Consider the following 17,128-nt stretch of genomic DNA (forward strand, 5'->3'; position numbering starts at 1 on the left):
AACTTGGACATGTCGTGAACAATTCTATGAAAAAATTCACTCCTTTTCATGACGAAAAAGCGTGAAATTCGAAAGAAGTGGTATACTATATATGTAAGCCGAACGTATAATTCGAGCGAAAGGTTGGGATTTACATGGCAATTGTATACAAACACATTCTATCTGCCGTTGACGGCTCTAAAGAGGCGGAACGTGCATTTGAGACCGCAATCGATGTCGCCATTCGTAACGAAGGGAAACTGTATGTAGGTCACGTGATTGACACGCGTACATTCGCGACAGTTGAAGCCTACGATCGGACGATTACCGAACGCGCAGAAACGTATGCTAAAGAGTTACTCGAAGACTATGTGAACCGTGCCAAAGAACGTGGCGTGAAAGAAGTCGAGACCGTGATCGAATACGGTTCTCCAAAAGTGACAATCGCTAAAAAGATTGCTCCTAACCATGATATTGATCTTATTATTTGTGGCGCGACTGGGTTGAACGCTGTCGAACGCTTCTTTATCGGAAGTGTTTCAGAAAGCATCGTCCGCTATGCGAAGTGCGACGTGCTCATCGTCCGTCAATAATCATTTATTCTCGAAAAAGGGGTCTTGCGCAATCGCAAGACCCCTTTCTTTATTACAACACCTTGACCGTAACCGTTTTACGACCGAATTGAATCGCCGCACTGTGCGAATACATTAAGATGTCGATTTTATTTCCTTTGATGGCGCCGCCAGTATCTGCAGCCGTATAAGTTCCTAACAACTTGCTTCCTACGTATACTTGAACTTTCGTTCCAAGTGGAATGACACGCGGGTCGACCGCGATCACATTACGTTTTTGTTTACGGACGTCCCAACCGAGAGCCGTTTTCCCAGAACAACCTTTGCAATAAGGTGTATACGCCGATGCTTTCATCGTGTACGTTTTGCCGACAGACTGTTTCTTCGCTCCTGTTGTCGTGACATAACTTGTCGCAACCCATGCTTTTTTCTTTTTATAATAAACTTGTGTCCAGGCTCCTTTTGAACCTAAACGTTGCAATTTTTGACCTTTGTTTAACTTACCTAAAATTTTTGTACCCATTCGTGCATCTGAACGGATATTTAAATCGTTCACTTTACTAACGACATAAACTTTATTTGAAGAGGCAGCTTGCACTTGCGATTGTGGCAGGAAAAGCGTTGAAACTAAAATCGTAATTAGCATCATCCATCCTAACTTTTTAAGCATGCAATTGTTCCTCCCTTAATTCAGATCGTGTCATCGATGAATTTCACATCGAATATTTCGTCCAGATAACTATATGATGAAATATGTAGCAGTGCCGTTACACTTACGGTTCATTTAAATGTCACGAACGTTACAACTTGATGTCAAAACAGCCGATTCTTTGCTTTAAATTGCACTTCCGAAACGAAGTAGCGATATTTATATAAATAATCATCCAATATATGGTTTTTTTATGACTCAAATGTTACAAAACGATATAAAACATGCACCCATTGTTACAAAGCGAAAATTCATTTGTCCTATTCATCCTCTAGCACGTTAGGAAAAAAGACTCAAAAAAAACCCACGTTACGCGAGGTAACGTGGGTTTGAGTGATCTTATGCGTGCTCTTCAACGAGGTTTGCAATGCGAACCGTATCACGAGCGATGACCAATTCTTCGTTCGTCGGGATGATGATGACCTTAACTGGTGAGTGTGGGTAGTTGATGAACAACTCTTTGCCTCGTGCACCATTGTTAAGTGAAGGATCCCAGTAGACGCCCATGAATTCGAGACCACGGAGGATACGCTCACGGATGACATCCGAGTTTTCACCGACACCGGCAGTGAAGATGATGGCGTCGACACCATTCATTTCAGCAGCATATTGACCGATGTAACCGTGAATACGGTTTGAGAAGATTTTGAGAGATACTTCTGCACGGTGGTTTCCTTCTGCAGCCGCTTGCTCGATGTCACGTAAGTCACTTGAAATACCAGAGAGACCGTAAACACCAGACTCTTTGTTCATGACGTTCAAGACGTCCTCAGCAGACTTCCCTGTTTTTTGCATCAAGAATGGAATGAGGGCTGGGTCAAGCGAACCTGAGCGAGTTCCCATCGTGATTCCTTCAAGCGGTGTGAAGCCCATTGTTGTATCGATTGAACGACCACCTGCAACGGCTGCGATTGACGCACCGCTACCGAGGTGACATGAGATTAAACGCAAGTCTTCGAGCGGACGACCGAGAAGTTCTGCTGCACGTTGTGTCACATACTTGTGGCTAGTCCCGTGGAAACCATATTTACGAACGCCGTGCTCTGTATAGTATTCATACGGAAGACTGTACAAGAAGTTCTCTTCTGGCATCGATTGGTGGAATGCCGTGTCGAATACCGCAACTTGTGGAACGTTTGGCAGAATTGCTTGGAAAGCACGAATCCCAGTCAAGTTTGGTGGGATGTGAAGTGGTCCGAGCTCTGTGAAAGACTCGATGTTCTTCATGACTTCGTCATCGATTACAACCGAATCCGCATACAACTCTTTCCCGTGTAACACACGGTGACCTACGCCAGAAATTTCATCGAACGATTGAATGATATCAAGTTCGATCAGTTTCTCTAACGTCAATTCAACCGCTTCTTTGTGCGTGTGAAGTGGCGTGACCACGTTGAACTTCTGTCCTTCACCGTACTTGATTGTAAAAATTGCATCTTCTTTCCCTACACGCTCAACCAATCCAACTGCGAGCAACTCTTCCGTTGGCATCTCGAGTAACTGGAACTTGAGCGATGAACTACCAGCATTGACTGCCATAATTTTCGTCATGTCATACACCTCTTACCTTTCGTTTTAAACGCGTTTCTTTATCTGTTCAATTTAAAACTGATAACTGTATCATAATGAAGATACTTGATTTTGAATACCTTTTTCAAGTATTTTGTCTATTATTTTTGCGTTGTTTTGAACCAATCATCAATCTGTTTCACTACATTGGCAACCGCTCGAACGTCTGTGAATGACGGAAGCTCAACGAATAAGGCTTGTTTCGGGCGTGTGACGCCTTCCCCCACTTTTTGCAGGAGCAACAAACTTTTCGCATAACGTTCGTCTTTAAACATTGTCGTCGGAAGTTGGATCACACCTTTGACAACCGCTTCACGGTCCATCCATTGTTTTAATTTCCCTTCATCATCCTGTTCAAACAAATTGTTCGGAATGACGAACAATCCGTGTCCACCAGGTTTCGTATGACGGATCGCCTGTTCCATCATCAAGAAATGAGAATAGGCATGCCCTTCATTACGTTTCATGTCGTATTCGGCCGCGACTTCATCATTTGGGTAGTAACCGATCGGTAGATCCGCAAGTGACAAATCACTCGGTTCGACAAACAACGGGGCGAGCGCGTCTTGATGGAAATATGAAACCGGCTTTCCTAATAAATTGCTGATCGAATAAGAGAGACGAAGCAACAATTCATCGACTTCGACCGCTTGTGCCGTCGCTTCTTTCAATTGCGAGAGGACCGCATGTGTCAACGTGCCTGTGCCGCTCCCAAGATCGAGAATCGTCGCACCATCTTTGAGGAGCTTCGTTGCCAAGTAGCCCATGAACAAACTGACCGCATCCGGAGTCGGTTGGTTGTTCGGTGGGAGTTGCGTCGTTTCTTCAAGCACAAGTAGACTGATAGCTTTCCGCACGTCATCCATCTTCTCATTATCGATGTCGACATGGTCAAACACTTGCACGAGTGCCTCAATCGGTAATACATCAAGGTCGTTGACAAGTTTTTTCGCTTCTTTCTTCCAATCACGATACAGTTGTTCAAAACGTTCCATTTTCGTTCATCCTTTCCATACAAAACCGGCCCCCATAAGAGGACCGGTCGGTTCACGTACTAGTGTAAGCTATTTTAATCAATTTCGCCAAACGAATCAATTCGCTTGTTCGAATGCCTGAAGCGCTGCTTCAAAATCAACTTCGTCTGTCATTTCATCCATATATTGAACGTACTGGACGACATCGTTTGAATCGACGACGAACACAGAACGAGCGAGGAGACGCATTTCTTCAATTAATACGCCGTACGCTTTCGCAAATGATAGATCACGGTGATCAGAGAGCGTGACCACGTTGTCAAGACCTGAAGCCGAGCACCAACGACGTTGTGCAAATGGGAGGTCGTTCGACACAGTCAAGACCGTTCCGCCAAGTGATGATGCTTTCTCATTGAATTCACGCGTTTGTGCGTCACATACGCCTGTATCAATTGAAGGAATGACACTGATCAATTTTTTCCCCGGATAGCTTGCTAATGTCACTTCTTCTAAAGCTGTCGTCAACACTCGGAAGTCAGGAGCTTGGTCTCCCACTTTCACTGGATTTCCTTGTAATGTCACGTTGTTCCCTTTAAATGTTGGCATGAACTCATCCCCTTTGTTGTAGTTACCTTCTCATCATATCGATGAAATTGAGCCTTTGACAAACTTCCTGCTTTTGGCTCTGTTTCAGTTTTCCCTATATTGGTTGAAGGAAACACGTTATAATAAGGGGGACACCATTGACAAAGGGGATGACTCAGATGAGAAATAACGTCTATTTGTACCATCGTAACGTCAACGAATTCACTAAAGAAGTGAAGAAGCTAAAAGAAATCGGGGAAAAACACGGGTTTAACATCGTCAATCAACCAGAAGATGCGAATATCATCGCTGCGGTTGGTGGAGACGGCGCCTTTTTACAGGCTGTTCGCTATACAGGCTTTCGTCAGGACGCTATCTATGTCGGATTCGGACGCGGATTGAACGAGTTTTATTGTGACTTTGACATACATAAACTCGATGAAGTCGACCGCCTCTTCTCGGACAACTCGACGCGAATCGAAGAAGGTCTCGAAGTACGCAAATATCCACTTCTCTCCGCATCAATCAACGAATCGACACCGCTTCTTTGTTTAAATGAAGCTTCTATTAAATCGAGTATCATCAAATCACTCGCAATCGAGGTATATATCGACGACTTGCACTTTGAGACATTCCGTGGGGACGGAATGGTCGTGTCGACTCCGACCGGTTCGACCGCTTATAACAAATCGTTGAGCGGCGCGGTCGTCGACCCACTCATCCCATGTATGCAAGTCAGCGAGATTGCTTCGGTCAACAACAACCGTTACCGCACACTCGGCTCTTCGTTTATCGTACACGAATCGCGTAAGCTATCGCTTCGCATCGTTGAAGACGGAAACGATTACCCGATCATCGGTATGGATAATGAAGCACTCAGTTTGAAGTACACAGACCGGATCGACATCGAACTTTCTGACAAAGTCATCAAGACCGTCAAACTTCGCACGAACTCGTTCTGGCATAAAGTACAACGTTCATTCTTCTAATCAAGAAGAGGAGCCGGTTGATCCTAACTCGGATCAATTGGCTCCTCTTTTATTTACGATGTGACGACTTCCGCCTCATATACCGGTTTTCCTTCGACGACCGTCATGGCTAAACGATTGTGAAAAATGTCCTCCCCTTGTAATTGGAAGAAGTCCTCGTCCCACACGGTGAAGTTCGCGTTGTAACTTTGAATCAATAATCCGTTTCTTCCGTGCGTACCCGTGGCGACATGAGGTGAATACGTAAAGCTACGAAGTGCCTCATACATCGATAGACGCTCACTCGGATTTAACGTGCTCGAACCCTTAAACGACTGTCTCGCCACCGCTCCGAACAACCCTTTCCGAACATCGACGGATGAAATCGGGGCATCACTTCCCCCTAACAATAATGCTCCCGTATCAAGAAGTGACTTGAAGCGATACACATCATGAACGCGTTCATTCCCTAACCGTTCAAACAACATATCTAAGTCGTCAGAAAGAAAGACCGGTTGCGCATCGATTAGAACAGGCAAGGATTTGATGCGCTTGATCAGTGAATCGTTTAACAAGGAAGCGTGGATAATGCGGTCCCGCGTTCCTTTTTTAGCTGGATATTTCTCAAGCAGACTGACAAACTGTTCGACGGCCGCATCCCCAATCACGTGAGCCGCGACGTTCATTCCGTACGTACGCGCCTTTTTCACGAGTGCTTCCAAATGATCCGGTCGGTGCACTTCGATCCCTCGCTGAGCCCGGTCATCGGCATACGGTGCTGAGAGCAGCGCTGTCCGTCCCCCGAACGAGCCGTCTACGAACAGTTTCATCGCCCCAAAGTCAAATCGTTTTCGTTTTGTCATCGCATCATGTTGAATGACACGGTCCACAACTTGTTCATGAACGAGAAGATGCGCTTGGAATGGCAATTCATCTAGCACGTCCTCATACGCTTGAATCGTCTCTAACGGGTCACCATGATAAAACAAGTCCTCGGTGTGGGCACCAACAATCCCGTGTGCGAACAACGAATCGATGGCACGTCGGAGTGAGGCAGCATTTTTCTTTCGATTCCCACTCAATTCTTTATATAAGAGGTCGAGCGCGGCATCATACAGGACACCATTCAACTTCCCTTCCTCATCCCGCCCGAGCTTCCCGCCTTCGATGACCGTGTGATGAATCAAGCCGAGGCGCTCGAGTCCTTTCGAGTTCACGACCGCAACATGACGGCAGACACGCTTCAAGACGACGGGACGATCCGAAATGACTTCATCAATCATGTCTCGCGTCGGCATTTCACCCAGTAATCGATCATCAAATCCTTCTGCGACCACCCATTCATCATCTGACCCTTGTTGTTTCATCGTCTCAAGTAATTCTCGAAGGTTGGTCGCCTCGCTTGCATCGACACGGTCTAGCGCTTCCCCGTAACCGACAAGGTGAATGTGCGAGTCTGTGAAAGCAGGATAGACACTCTTTCCTTCTAAGTTCACAATCTCTTCAATCCGACCGGCGTATGTACGACGGAGATGACCCTCTTCGCCCATTTTTAAGATTCGTCCATGCTCCACAAACATGGCCCGCATCATTTCACCCGGTTTATTCAACGTATAGATGTTCCCATTAACCCATAACGTACCCATCTGACGATTCCTCCTTGATTGAAAAAAGATTGACGTCTACGTTTTTCCCGTTTCCGTCAATCTTCATGCATCGTTTATTTTTTTAGCAGTTCTTGCTGTTCTAACCCTTGATCGACGCGTCGACGAATCTCATGCGCCCCATCTTCTTCGAAGCGGCCGAGCACACGCTCACCGATTTCAACGGCAGTACCATACTCTCCGTGCAAAAACTTGTTTTCTGCGAGTGTCAAAGCGATGTGCACTTCGTTGTCACGACGACGGAATCGGTTGGCGTATTGTAACAACTGTTCAGCATATGTCACTTGACGAATCAGCGCATGGACACGGTCGCGGAAGTGATCCATCATTTCTTCTACATCATGACTGAGTCCGACGATATAAGTCATATTGAATGGCGCTTTATCGAACTGTTCATCTAGAGACTGGACGCCTTTTTGAAGTTGACGTAAGTCGTTGGATAAATCGTTCGGGACGACAGGCATCGCGCTTTTCGCCAAGAGGCGGCGGTGCGCAGACAATTCTTTCTTCCACGTTTCGAGCTTATGTCGTACTTCGAGTTCTTCCTTACGTAACGAATTCGTGTCCTCGATGAATCGCTCATGCATGGCATTGAATTGATCGAGCGAACGTTTCGCTTCTTGGACTTTCGATTTAATCATGCTATACGGCAACATTTGGGCGACGAGCGCTTGCTCGATATCAAGTACATTCGCCGTGAGCGTCGTCCGTTCGCGTTCTAACTGTTCAAACTCCTCGCCGACACGAGCGTTGATCTCATAATTACTGACGAGTCGAGACATTTCTGTTTGCAGGTTGCCCATGATTTCGGAAGACTGACGTTCACGTTCCTGAATCGTCGCAAATTCCTTCTTCACATATTGGCGTGCATCGACTTCCGTTCGGAACGCCTCAAACAGCTGGTCGATATCGGAACTCAACTGTTGCATGTCCTCTTCGAAATGATCAAATTCCAATCGTTCGATGCGAGCCATCAGTTCCTCACGACGTTCTTCCGCTTGATCGATTTCTTCCATTAATCCGAGCGGTTCGAGCGCATACCCGTCCATTTGCATTTCTTTGTGTCCAGCCCGTAACTGTTGAAGTTGTTGTTTCAACTCTACTTGGACTGTACGTACGAATTGCGGGATGATTCGAATCAATTCACGGATATGACCGACTTGGTTCGATAAGGCTTGTCCAGTCTCGAACGCCTCAGAGACTTGACCGACTTGTTTCAAGTTGATCATTTCACTGCGCTTCGCCTCAGCGGCGGCAATCTCTTGCTCGACAAGCGCATACGTCGGGCCGAACGCATGATTTTGTGAATTCAATGTTTTGCGGAACTGATACAATTCTTTCTCGTCTTGCTTCACGATGTCCATGAGCGAAGTGTGGTGTGTCGTGAACTCATCCATCTCATCGAGCATGGCGTGTACCATCGTCTCGAGTTCTTCGATAAGTTGTTCTGTCGCATTCAAGTCCGCCTTCACTTTCATAAAGCGATATTTGTCCAAGTCTTCCTCGGCTCGGTATAGCGCTTCATCGATTTGACCTGCATGCACACTGACCAACTCATCCCAAGATTGATGCCAACGATCGAACTTTTCTTTCGTTTCCCCTTCCATTGGCCATTGCTTGAACTTCTGAAGTTCAACCGGGATGCTCGCGCTGAGCACACTTTGTTTTCTCATATCTAAGTCATCGATTTTTTGGTAAAAATTCCTTCGAATGAGCATACTCCCCAACATGCCGCCTAATACGACGACGATGATTCCAATGATTAACCCATAAATTCCGTAATCCATCTTTGTCACAACCTCCAAGCCGCTTTCGTGGACTTATGTACCTTATATAAAAAAGAAGTATTTTATAAGAATAGATATACCTAATCATATTATAGAACCAATGATTTGCATAGGTTTTCCAATGGTTTCAGTGGAGATTGTTCATTTTTTCTGAACTTTCACGCAAGACAAATCCGAAATTAGCGTGTACCATAATGCTAAATTCTAAAAACAAGAAAGATGGAGGGGATTCAATATGTTCCAAACAACATCCTATTCAGGTGATTTAGCTGCCGGTTACGATCTATTAAATAAACAACTCGCTGCTCTATTAGAAGGCGAAACAAATGCGGTCGCCAACCTTGCCAACGCAAGTGCTTTACTGAACCAATTTTTAGATCGAATCAACTGGGTCGGCTTTTATGTGACAGACTCTGAGGATAGCCTCATTCTCGGTCCTTTCCAAGGTCTTCCAGCTTGTGTGCATATCGCGTTCGGAAAAGGCGTTTGTGGAACAGCGGCGTCTACACAGGAAACGCAGCTCGTCGCTGACGTTCATCAATTCCCAGGACATATTGCGTGTGACGCGGCTTCAAACTCTGAAATCGTTGTCCCACTCGTACGGGATGGGAAGACAATCGGTGTCCTCGATATCGACAGTCCAGAATTCGATCGTTTCTCCGAAGTCGATCGTGTTGGACTCGAACGTTTTTGTGAGACGCTACTTCGCTTTATTTGATTGACAAGCATTTACTTTCATCGTATACTCATCTTTGTGCATGAAATGACGATAGCAGTCATAGACAAACGTATCCACCTTTCGGGCCTCGACTTAGTCGGAGGGGCATCTCGTAGCTTCGCTATCAAGTGAAGGTGCTTGCACCTTGAAAGGGGCGTTACTCGTCTTTGACACCGTTGTTCTTTTGTGCAAAATACATGAACAACAAGGAGGAGTCCAATCATGGCTCGTTACACAGGTCCAGCTTGGAAACTCTCGCGTCGCTTAGGCATCTCGCTTAGCGAAACGGGTAAAGAATTAGTAAAACGTCCTTACGCACCAGGTCAACACGGAAATGGTCGTAAGAAAATCTCAGAATACGGTCTTCAGCTTCAAGCGAAGCAAGCACTTCGTCACATGTACGGAGTGAACGAGAAGCAATTCCGCCGCATCTTCAACGATGCTGGTAAAATGCCAGGCATCCACGGTGAGAACTTCATGTTCTTGCTCGAATCACGCCTTGACAACCTCGTTTACCGTTTCGGCCTCGCTCGCACACGTCGTGGAGCACGCCAACTCGTCAACCACGGTCACATCACAGTTGACGGATCACGCGTAGACATCGCGTCTTACCGCGTAAAACCAGGTCAAGTAATCGCAGTTCGCGAAAAGTCGAAAAACGTGAAAGCAATCGCTGAAGCTCTTGAAGTAGCACCAGCTACAAAAGACTTCGTATCGTTTGACGCTGAGAAACTCGAAGGTACATTCGTACGTCTCCCAGAACGCGCTGAACTCAACGACCAAATCAAAGAGCAACTTATCGTCGAGTACTACTCACGTTAATGCTTTTAATCCCCTTCTTTACGAAGGGGATTTTTTTATTTCTTCAGAATTTCTTGTCGAATGCGTCCCATCTGCGTATCGAGGGCATCGGCCATCCGTGACGCCTCAATGAGTTCTTCTTTCGACGACTCCGGTACCTCGTGCTGATATTTATATTGAAGTTTATGTTCCGTCGCCGCCCAAAAATCCATGGCAAGCGTACGAATTTGAATTTCAGCCGGTACCCAGATGATCCGCTCGGCCAAATAGACTTTTGTCTTCACGATCAGATGTAAACTCCGATACCCGCTCGGCTTCGGATGTTCGATGTAATCTTTGATTTCGATGATGTCCAAATCATCCCGTGCCTCTAAATGACGCAAGATCTCATAAATGTCATCACGGAAGCTCGTGACAATCCGAATCCCCGCCACATCATGGACGTGTTCCCAAAGTGCAGACACCTCTAGAGGTAAGTCTTTCCGCTTCATTTTGCGCACGATGGACGGTAACGTCTTCATTCTCGTCTTCACGTGTTCAATCGGTGAATAACCGAGTCGCGTCTGCCAATCCAAGTCAATGATTCCGAGATCGCTCTCGAGCTCCGTGATCGCCATTTCATAATATCGAAAGTGTTCGCGCCATTGATGGAACTGGTCGCCGAAAAATTCTTCAATCTCCATCGTCATCCCTCCTATCTCCTCATTTTATCAAATCCGAATAACATAGAATGTACAAAAAACGTCCATTCCTCAACAAATGAGGAATGGACGTGATGATTATACGTGACGAATCACAAAGTACTTTTTCTTACCGCGACGAATGATTGTAAATTCACCGAGTGTGTCTTCGCGCGTGACGACTTTATCAAGCGCTTGTTCGCGTTCGCCGTTCAAGTAAATCGCTCCGTTCGTCACATCTTCACGTGCCTGACGTTTCGATGGTGAGATCTTCGCCTCGACGAGGAGGTCGACGATGTTGCGCTCGCCGTCAAGCTCGAATTGCGGCATTCCTTTGAAAGCATCTTCCATGTCTTCTGGTTGAAGCGACGTCAAATCTCCGCTAAAGAATGCTGTCGTGATGCGTTCCGCTTGTTCAAGACCTGCTTCACCATGGACGAGCTTCGTCATCTCTTCTGCGAGACGGCGCTGCGCCACACGCTTCTCAGGTGCTTCTGCCACTTCAGTCGCAAGTGCTTCAATCTCTTCATGCGACATGAACGTGAAGTATTTGATGAACTTGATGACATCTGCATCGTCGACGTTGATCCAGAACTGGTAGAACTCGTATGGTGACGTCTTGTCAGCGTCTAACCAGACCGCACCGCCAGCTGTCTTCCCGAACTTCTGTCCGTCCGACTTTGTGACGAGCGGAACCGTAAGTCCGAATGCTTTTTCTGAATGGCCGAAGCGACGAATCAATTCAAGACCTGCCGTGATGTTCCCCCATTGGTCACTTCCACCGACTTGAAGACGACATTTCTCTGTCTCGTATAGTTTCAAGAAGTCGTAAGATTGAAGCAACATGTATGAGAATTCTGTGTACGAAATCCCGTTCTCCATGCGTGAATCGACAGAATCTTTCGCAAGCATGTAACTGATTGGGAAGTGCTTCCCGATGTCGCGAAGGAAGTCGATGATTGACATCTCTTCCGTCCATTCGTAGTTGTTGCGAATCGTGATCGGGTTCTCCCCTTCAAGTGGAAGGAATCGGCTCAACTGATCTTTGATGCGGTCCGAGAAGAGTTTGACCGTATCCAATGTGTTCAATGAACGTTCATCCGAACGACCAGACGGGTCTCCAATCATACCTGTCGCCCCACCGACGAGCGCGATGACCTGATGGCCTGCTTGTTGGAAACGTTTCAGCGTCAAAATCGGGAGCAAGTGCCCGATATGAAGCGAGTCAGCTGTCGGGTCAAATCCCGTGTACAACGTCGTTGATTGTTTCAGTTGTTCTTTCAATCCTTCTTCATCTGTCATTTGGTTGACAAGCCCTCGAAACTCTAAGTCTTTTAATAATTCCATCTGTTCCACTCCTTCAATTGACATAAAAAAACGTCCCTTCTCATATGAGAAGGGACGGAGATTCCGCGGTACCACCCTACTTGTCGCAATTTGCGACCGCTTGAGCGAGAGATAACGGTCTCGAACCGGCATAAAGGCACGCTCAAAAAGTGTAATTCATCGTTTGGCATTGGCTAGTTCACAGCAACCACTAGCTTTCTGGACAAGAGGCCCACCGACTACTTCGCTTTCTTCATCGCGTCATGATATCGTTGATTATGCTATTCATTTTATAAGCATCGTTTTCAACTTGTCAACTCCCATTATGAAACTTGCACGAGACTTCGGTTTCAAGGTAAGGTGTAGGTTGAATTGTGCTATAATCGAATATATTACTGTCTAAAATAGTTTTACACCATATTAAGGAGGCTGTCATGCTGCAGAAGATTCGAGACTTATGGAATAATCCGACGTCCATGAAAGCACGTCGCTATGCCAATGTGATCTATGATGTGTCCTGGAACGTCTTACTCCTCACCATCATTTCTGTTGTACTAATCGGATTTTTAGGTGCTGGAATCGGTGTCGGATATTTCGCATCCCTTGTCAAAGATATGCCGACCCCTGCCTATAAGACGATGACGTCACAAATCAATACGTACACGTCGACGTCAAATATTTATTTCGGGAGCGGAGAACGGATCGGGAACTATACGACCGATGAAGTACGCATTCCAATCCCCGTAGAAAAAGTATCACCCTATGTGGTCGATGCGCTTCTTGCGACAGAGGATGTCGAGTTTTATGAACATGATGGTGTCGTGCCAAAAGCGACGCTTCGTGCCATCTTACAAGAAGCGACAGGGTCAGAGGATCGCACAGGTGGTTCGACCTTGACGCAACAATTGATTAAAAACCAAATGCTGACGAATGAAGTATCGTTCGAACGGAAAGCAAAAGAAATCCTACTTGCCCTTCGTCTTGAAAAAGCAATGGATAAGGATGAGATTTTAAATGCCTATCTAAACGTCGTCTCATTCGGTCGTAACTCGATGGGACGTAACATTTCAGGAATCGAAGCCGCTGCAAACGGCGTCTTCAACACATCTGCCGAGAAGTTGACGCTTCCACAAGCAGCATTTTTAGCAGGTATTCCGAAAAACCCATTCTTCTATACACCTTACTACCAAGGTGGGGTCATTAAAGAAGATGTGTCAGGTGCGGTCAACCGAATGAAGACCGTCTTGAACCGAATGTATGTCGCTGGGAAGATTACACAAGAAGAGTATGACGCAGCGTATAACTACGACATTACACAAGACTTCATGAAGACGCAGTCGAAACCACGGGATAAATATCCGTACGTTATTGATGAAGCCGAGCTTCAAACACGACAAATCGTTACAGACTATTTGATTAAACAAGACGGAATCAATGTGAACGACCTTGAACCAAAAGAACTGAAAGAAATTGAATCTAGCTACGCAAAACGTGCTCACAACATGTTGCGGCAGGGCGGATTTAATATTCACCTGACACTTGATAAAAAGATTCATGAAGCGATGCAACAACCCGCCAAAAATGCAGGGAACTTCGGTCCAAATCAGTATGTTAAGGAAAATGATAAAACGTATCCTGAACAAACATCTTCTATCATGATTGAAAACAAAACCGGAAAAGTTCTCGGATTTGTGGGTGGTCGTTATGTGAATGGTAAGCCGGATGATTTGAACAGAGCATTTTATGCAAACCGACAAATCGCTTCCACTGCAAAACCAATTCTAGTCTATCCGAACGCTATTGAAGCCGGACTTATCACTCCAGCTACAGTTGTGGTAGACGAAAAATATTCTTACCAACTCACTGGTCCTGGCCAAGATGAGAAGCCTGTCTCCAATGAAGGAGGGAATTTCCGAGGCCCTGTCACGGTACGCGAAGCGTTAAAACTTTCTTTAAACGTACCAGCTGTTAAAATTTATGAAGAACACAACCAAAAATACGCGGACACCAAAAAATTAGTTGATATGGGCATTCCCGTTTCGGAAGTTAACCGCAATGCCTCATCGATGGCACTAGGGGTAGGCGAAGTCACACCAGTTAAGTTAGCCTCTGCGTATGCAATGTTAGCTAACTACGGAGAACATGTTGACCCATATCTCGTCGAACGCATTGACTATCAAGGTGAAACGATTTATGAGGCAAATCCAAAGAAAACACGGATATACTCTGATCGCACATCATATCTTGTAGTTGATATGCTTCGTGATGTCTTCACATCCGGAACTGCAACTTATGCAAACTCTCTATTCAATGTGCCTGGCGACTGGATTGGGAAAACGGGTACAAACAACGATCGAAAAGATTCATATTTAATTGGTTCTAATCCTGAAGTGACTTTAGCAGTATGGTCTGGCTACGACACACAATTGGCAACCATGCAAAATGGTAACGGGTATGGTCAATACTATCAACGGACGCAACGGATCTGGTCAGAAACGATGAACCTCGCGTATGCAGCCAATGCCGATGCCTTCAATGTCAACGCCCGCTTCAAGCAACCTTCTAGCGTAACTGCGAAAGACTTCAAAGACTCTGGTTCATTCTCTGAGAAGAAGAAAGTAGAAGAGAAAGAAAAAGAAGAGGAAGAGAAGAAGAAGGAAGAAGAAGAGAAGAAACGAGAGGCGGAGGAAGCGAAGGAAGAGGCTGAAGAGAAGAAACAAGAAGCCGCTGCCGATGCTGCCGCTAAGAAAAAATCTGAAGAAGAAGCTAGAGCAAAAGCCGAAGCCGAGGCAAAGAAAAAAGCTGAGGAAGAAGCGAAGAAGAAGGCTGAAGAAGAGGCGCAACAAGAAGCTGAGCAACCAGCTGAAGAGAATGCCGATTCGGACGGTGCATAAACAAACGGTCGACACATCGCGTGTCGACCGTTTTATTTATCTTAATCTTCCATCGTCGAGAGGTCACCTGTCTCCAGATTCAACTCCCAAGCTTTCAAGACGCGACGCATGATCTTACCGCTTCGCGTTTTCGGCAACTTGTCTTTGAATTCAATTTCACGTGGTGCCGCATGCGCAGCTAATCCTTCTTTGACGAATTGCTGGATTTCTTGTTTCAACTCATCCGACGGCTCATAGCCTTTCCGAAGCGCGATGAACGCTTTGATGATTTCGCCTCGGATTGGGTCCGGTTTCCCGATGACACCCGCCTCAGCGACAGCCGGGTGCTCTACGAGTCGGCTTTCGACTTCAAACGGACCGACACGCTCTCCAGCCGTCATAATGACGTCATCCACACGTCCTTGGAACCAGAAGTATCCATCTTCATCCATGTAAGCCGAGTCGCCCGATACGTACCAATCTCCCCAGAAATAGCTCTCATACTTCGCATCGTTCTTCCAAATCTTCCGCATCATCGATGGCCAAGGCGTCTTGAGTGCCAAGTTCCCCATTCGGTGTGGCGGAAGTGGTTGACCCCGGTCATCCAAAATGGCAGCTTCACATCCTGGGATCGGTTTCCCCATTGAACCAGGTTTGATGTCCATCGTCGGATAGTTACAAATCATCATCGCGCCGGTTTCTGTCATCCACCACGTATCGTGGATCCGGAGGTCGAACGCTTCGTGCCCCCAACGAATGACTTCAGGATTCAACGGCTCACCGACTGATAAAATGTGTCTTAGTGACGATAAGTCATACTTTTCAAACGCCTCATCGCCCGCACCCATAAGCATGCGGAACGCCGTCGGTGCACTATACCAGACCGTCACACCGAATCGTTCGATGACCGAATACCAGAACTCAGGGTTGAATCGGCCCCCGACGATGACGTTCGTCGCCCCGTTCAAGAACGGTGCAAAAATCCCGTAGCTCGTCCCGGTTACCCAGCCTGGGTCAGCGGTGCACCAGTAAATATCGTCTGGCTGAAGATCAAGCACCCATTTACCGGTCATCATATGTTGAATCATGGCGTTATGAACGTGAAGGACCCCTTTTGGCTTCCCTGTTGATCCCGATGTATAGTGTAAAATCAGACCGTCCTCTCGATCGACCCATGTTAACCCGAGTTCTGTCGTCGCCTCGTTCGCCAATTTCCGATAGTCGAGCACTTTCTCTGACTCTTCGACATCGTCACCGACGAGCAGAATCGTCTCGAGGTGCGGCAATTGGTCGACCGGTACACGTGGCAACAGTTCTTTCGTCGTCACGATCACTTTTGCTTCAGAGTCGAGCAATCGATCGTGTACTGCCTGTTCCATGAACGCCTCAAACAACGGTCCTACGATGGCACCGAGTTTGATGGCACCGAGTAAAATAAAATAAAGTTCTGGTTGACGTGGCATAAAGATAAAGACGCGGTCGCCTTTCTCCACACCAATCGACTTCAGAACATTTCCAGAACGATTACTTTCTTGCTTCATATCCGCATACGTGTAGCGCTCTTCCCGATCCCCATCGAAATAGAGCAATGCTACTTTCGTCGCCAATTCACTTTCCGCATGACGATCGATTGCTTCGTATGCCAAATTGACTTTCCCCGTTAAGTTCCAAGAAAATAAAGCTTCTGCTTGTGTCCATTCAAACGACTGACAAGCCTCTTCATACGACGCTAATTGATGTTCCCCTGTTAACGCTTTCAATTTTTCCATCGCTAAAGATTCGCCTCCCCTGTACAGATTGGTATAACCACTTTCAGTATAGTGTTAAAATTATGACAAATCAATGAATTTCCAATTTCATCAAAACAGGATGATTCCTACTTGATGAAAGCGCTATAATAAGAGGTGGAAAAGGTGGTGACCC

The 17,128-nt window shown here is 46.3% G+C and carries 14 protein-coding genes and 1 other annotated feature; of the genes, 5 read left to right on the forward strand and 9 right to left on the reverse strand.

Translation table 11 applies throughout. From position 1 onward, the window contains the following. The first annotated feature begins 134 nt into the window (after positions 1-134). A complete protein-coding gene (locus KNO86_RS04155; protein WP_012726732.1) occupies positions 135-572 on the forward strand; it encodes a universal stress protein in 438 nt (145 codons plus the stop codon). Between the two features lie 52 nt (positions 573-624). Here KNO86_RS04155 and KNO86_RS14750 read toward each other — a convergent pair whose 3' ends face one another. The 4 genes from KNO86_RS14750 to tpx all read right to left on the reverse strand — a co-directional run bounded on the left by KNO86_RS14750 (position 625) and on the right by tpx (position 4,409). Then, positions 625-1,221, reverse strand: coding sequence for a 3D domain-containing protein (locus KNO86_RS14750; protein ID WP_214693259.1), 597 nt, complete (start codon positions 1,219-1,221; stop codon positions 625-627). 378 nt (positions 1,222-1,599) lie between these two features. Next, positions 1,600-2,811 carry an acetate kinase gene (locus KNO86_RS04165; RefSeq protein WP_214693261.1) on the reverse strand — a complete coding sequence of 404 codons (1,212 nt, stop codon included), beginning with the start codon at positions 2,809-2,811 and terminating at the stop codon, positions 1,600-1,602. A 119-nt stretch (positions 2,812-2,930) separates the two neighbouring features. Beyond that, positions 2,931-3,824: a class I SAM-dependent methyltransferase gene (locus KNO86_RS04170; RefSeq protein ID WP_214693262.1), complete on the reverse strand. Its 894-nt coding sequence runs from the start codon at positions 3,822-3,824 to the stop codon at positions 2,931-2,933. 96 nt (positions 3,825-3,920) lie between these two features. Beyond that, complete coding sequence (gene tpx, locus KNO86_RS04175; RefSeq protein WP_214693264.1) at positions 3,921-4,409, reverse strand: thiol peroxidase; 489 nt, start codon at positions 4,407-4,409, stop codon at positions 3,921-3,923. Positions 4,410-4,558: 149 nt separating this feature from the next. On the opposite strand from tpx, the gene KNO86_RS04180 reads away from it, so the two are divergent. After that, positions 4,559-5,377 carry an NAD kinase gene (locus tag KNO86_RS04180; protein WP_214694006.1) on the forward strand — a complete coding sequence of 273 codons (819 nt, stop codon included), beginning with the start codon at positions 4,559-4,561 and terminating at the stop codon, positions 5,375-5,377. 53 nt (positions 5,378-5,430) lie between these two features. Here the strand turns inward: KNO86_RS04180 and KNO86_RS04185 are convergent, their stop codons facing one another. After that, positions 5,431-7,002 carry an amidohydrolase gene (locus KNO86_RS04185; protein WP_214693266.1) on the reverse strand — a complete coding sequence of 524 codons (1,572 nt, stop codon included), beginning with the start codon at positions 7,000-7,002 and terminating at the stop codon, positions 5,431-5,433. 74 nt (positions 7,003-7,076) lie between these two features. Continuing rightward, a complete protein-coding gene (gene ezrA, locus KNO86_RS04190) occupies positions 7,077-8,807 on the reverse strand; it encodes a septation ring formation regulator EzrA (RefSeq protein WP_214693268.1) in 1,731 nt (576 codons plus the stop codon). A gap of 235 nt (positions 8,808-9,042) precedes the next feature. Between ezrA and KNO86_RS04195 the strand changes: the two genes are divergently transcribed. Together KNO86_RS04195 and rpsD are read left to right on the forward strand one after the other, a co-directional pair. Next, entirely contained in the window at positions 9,043-9,525 is a 483-nt protein-coding gene (locus KNO86_RS04195; RefSeq protein ID WP_214693271.1) for a GAF domain-containing protein, read from the forward strand. 222 nt (positions 9,526-9,747) lie between these two features. Further along, on the forward strand, positions 9,748-10,347 hold the full coding sequence (gene rpsD / locus KNO86_RS04200) for a 30S ribosomal protein S4 (RefSeq protein WP_074033444.1): 600 nt from the start codon (positions 9,748-9,750) through the stop codon (positions 10,345-10,347). Positions 10,348-10,382: 35 nt separating this feature from the next. Here rpsD and KNO86_RS04205 read toward each other — a convergent pair whose 3' ends face one another. Next, positions 10,383-11,009, reverse strand: coding sequence for a GTP pyrophosphokinase (locus tag KNO86_RS04205; RefSeq protein WP_214693273.1), 627 nt, complete (start codon positions 11,007-11,009; stop codon positions 10,383-10,385). A 96-nt stretch (positions 11,010-11,105) separates the two neighbouring features. Continuing rightward, entirely contained in the window at positions 11,106-12,353 is a 1,248-nt protein-coding gene (tyrS, locus tag KNO86_RS04210; protein WP_214693275.1) for a tyrosine--tRNA ligase, read from the reverse strand. A gap of 47 nt (positions 12,354-12,400) precedes the next feature. Next, positions 12,401-12,598, reverse strand: a binding site (T-box leader). Between the two features lie 168 nt (positions 12,599-12,766). On the opposite strand from tyrS, the gene KNO86_RS04215 reads away from it, so the two are divergent. Next, entirely contained in the window at positions 12,767-15,226 is a 2,460-nt protein-coding gene (locus tag KNO86_RS04215; RefSeq protein WP_214693282.1) for a transglycosylase domain-containing protein, read from the forward strand. 41 nt (positions 15,227-15,267) lie between these two features. Here KNO86_RS04215 and acsA read toward each other — a convergent pair whose 3' ends face one another. Next, positions 15,268-16,974, reverse strand: a complete 1,707-nt coding sequence (acsA, locus tag KNO86_RS04220; RefSeq protein ID WP_214693287.1) for an acetate--CoA ligase — start codon at positions 16,972-16,974, stop codon at positions 15,268-15,270. Positions 16,975-17,128: the final 154 nt, after the last annotated feature.

Source organism: Exiguobacterium sp. s160, assembly GCF_018617575.1.
Taxonomy (GTDB): Bacteria; Bacillota; Bacilli; order Exiguobacteriales; family Exiguobacteriaceae; genus Exiguobacterium; species Exiguobacterium aestuarii_A.

Bases quoted from the DNA above. Each gene is read 5' to 3' on its own strand.
- KNO86_RS04155 (WP_012726732.1), top strand. From the start codon at position 135: ATGGCAATTGTATACAAACACATTCTATCTGCCGTTGACGGCTCTAAA.
- KNO86_RS14750 (WP_214693259.1), bottom strand. From the start codon at position 1,221: ATGCTTAAAAAGTTAGGATGGATGATGCTAATTACGATTTTAGTTTCA.
- KNO86_RS04165 (WP_214693261.1), bottom strand. From the start codon at position 2,811: ATGACGAAAATTATGGCAGTCAATGCTGGTAGTTCATCGCTCAAGTTC.
- KNO86_RS04170 (WP_214693262.1), bottom strand. From the start codon at position 3,824: ATGGAACGTTTTGAACAACTGTATCGTGATTGGAAGAAAGAAGCGAAA.
- tpx (WP_214693264.1), bottom strand. From the start codon at position 4,409: ATGCCAACATTTAAAGGGAACAACGTGACATTACAAGGAAATCCAGTG.
- KNO86_RS04180 (WP_214694006.1), top strand. From the start codon at position 4,559: ATGACTCAGATGAGAAATAACGTCTATTTGTACCATCGTAACGTCAAC.
- KNO86_RS04185 (WP_214693266.1), bottom strand. From the start codon at position 7,002: ATGGGTACGTTATGGGTTAATGGGAACATCTATACGTTGAATAAACCG.
- ezrA (WP_214693268.1), bottom strand. From the start codon at position 8,807: ATGGATTACGGAATTTATGGGTTAATCATTGGAATCATCGTCGTCGTA.
- KNO86_RS04195 (WP_214693271.1), top strand. From the start codon at position 9,043: ATGTTCCAAACAACATCCTATTCAGGTGATTTAGCTGCCGGTTACGAT.
- rpsD (WP_074033444.1), top strand. From the start codon at position 9,748: ATGGCTCGTTACACAGGTCCAGCTTGGAAACTCTCGCGTCGCTTAGGC.
- KNO86_RS04205 (WP_214693273.1), bottom strand. From the start codon at position 11,009: ATGGAGATTGAAGAATTTTTCGGCGACCAGTTCCATCAATGGCGCGAA.
- tyrS (WP_214693275.1), bottom strand. From the start codon at position 12,353: ATGGAATTATTAAAAGACTTAGAGTTTCGAGGGCTTGTCAACCAAATG.
- KNO86_RS04215 (WP_214693282.1), top strand. From the start codon at position 12,767: ATGCTGCAGAAGATTCGAGACTTATGGAATAATCCGACGTCCATGAAA.
- acsA (WP_214693287.1), bottom strand. From the start codon at position 16,974: ATGGAAAAATTGAAAGCGTTAACAGGGGAACATCAATTAGCGTCGTAT.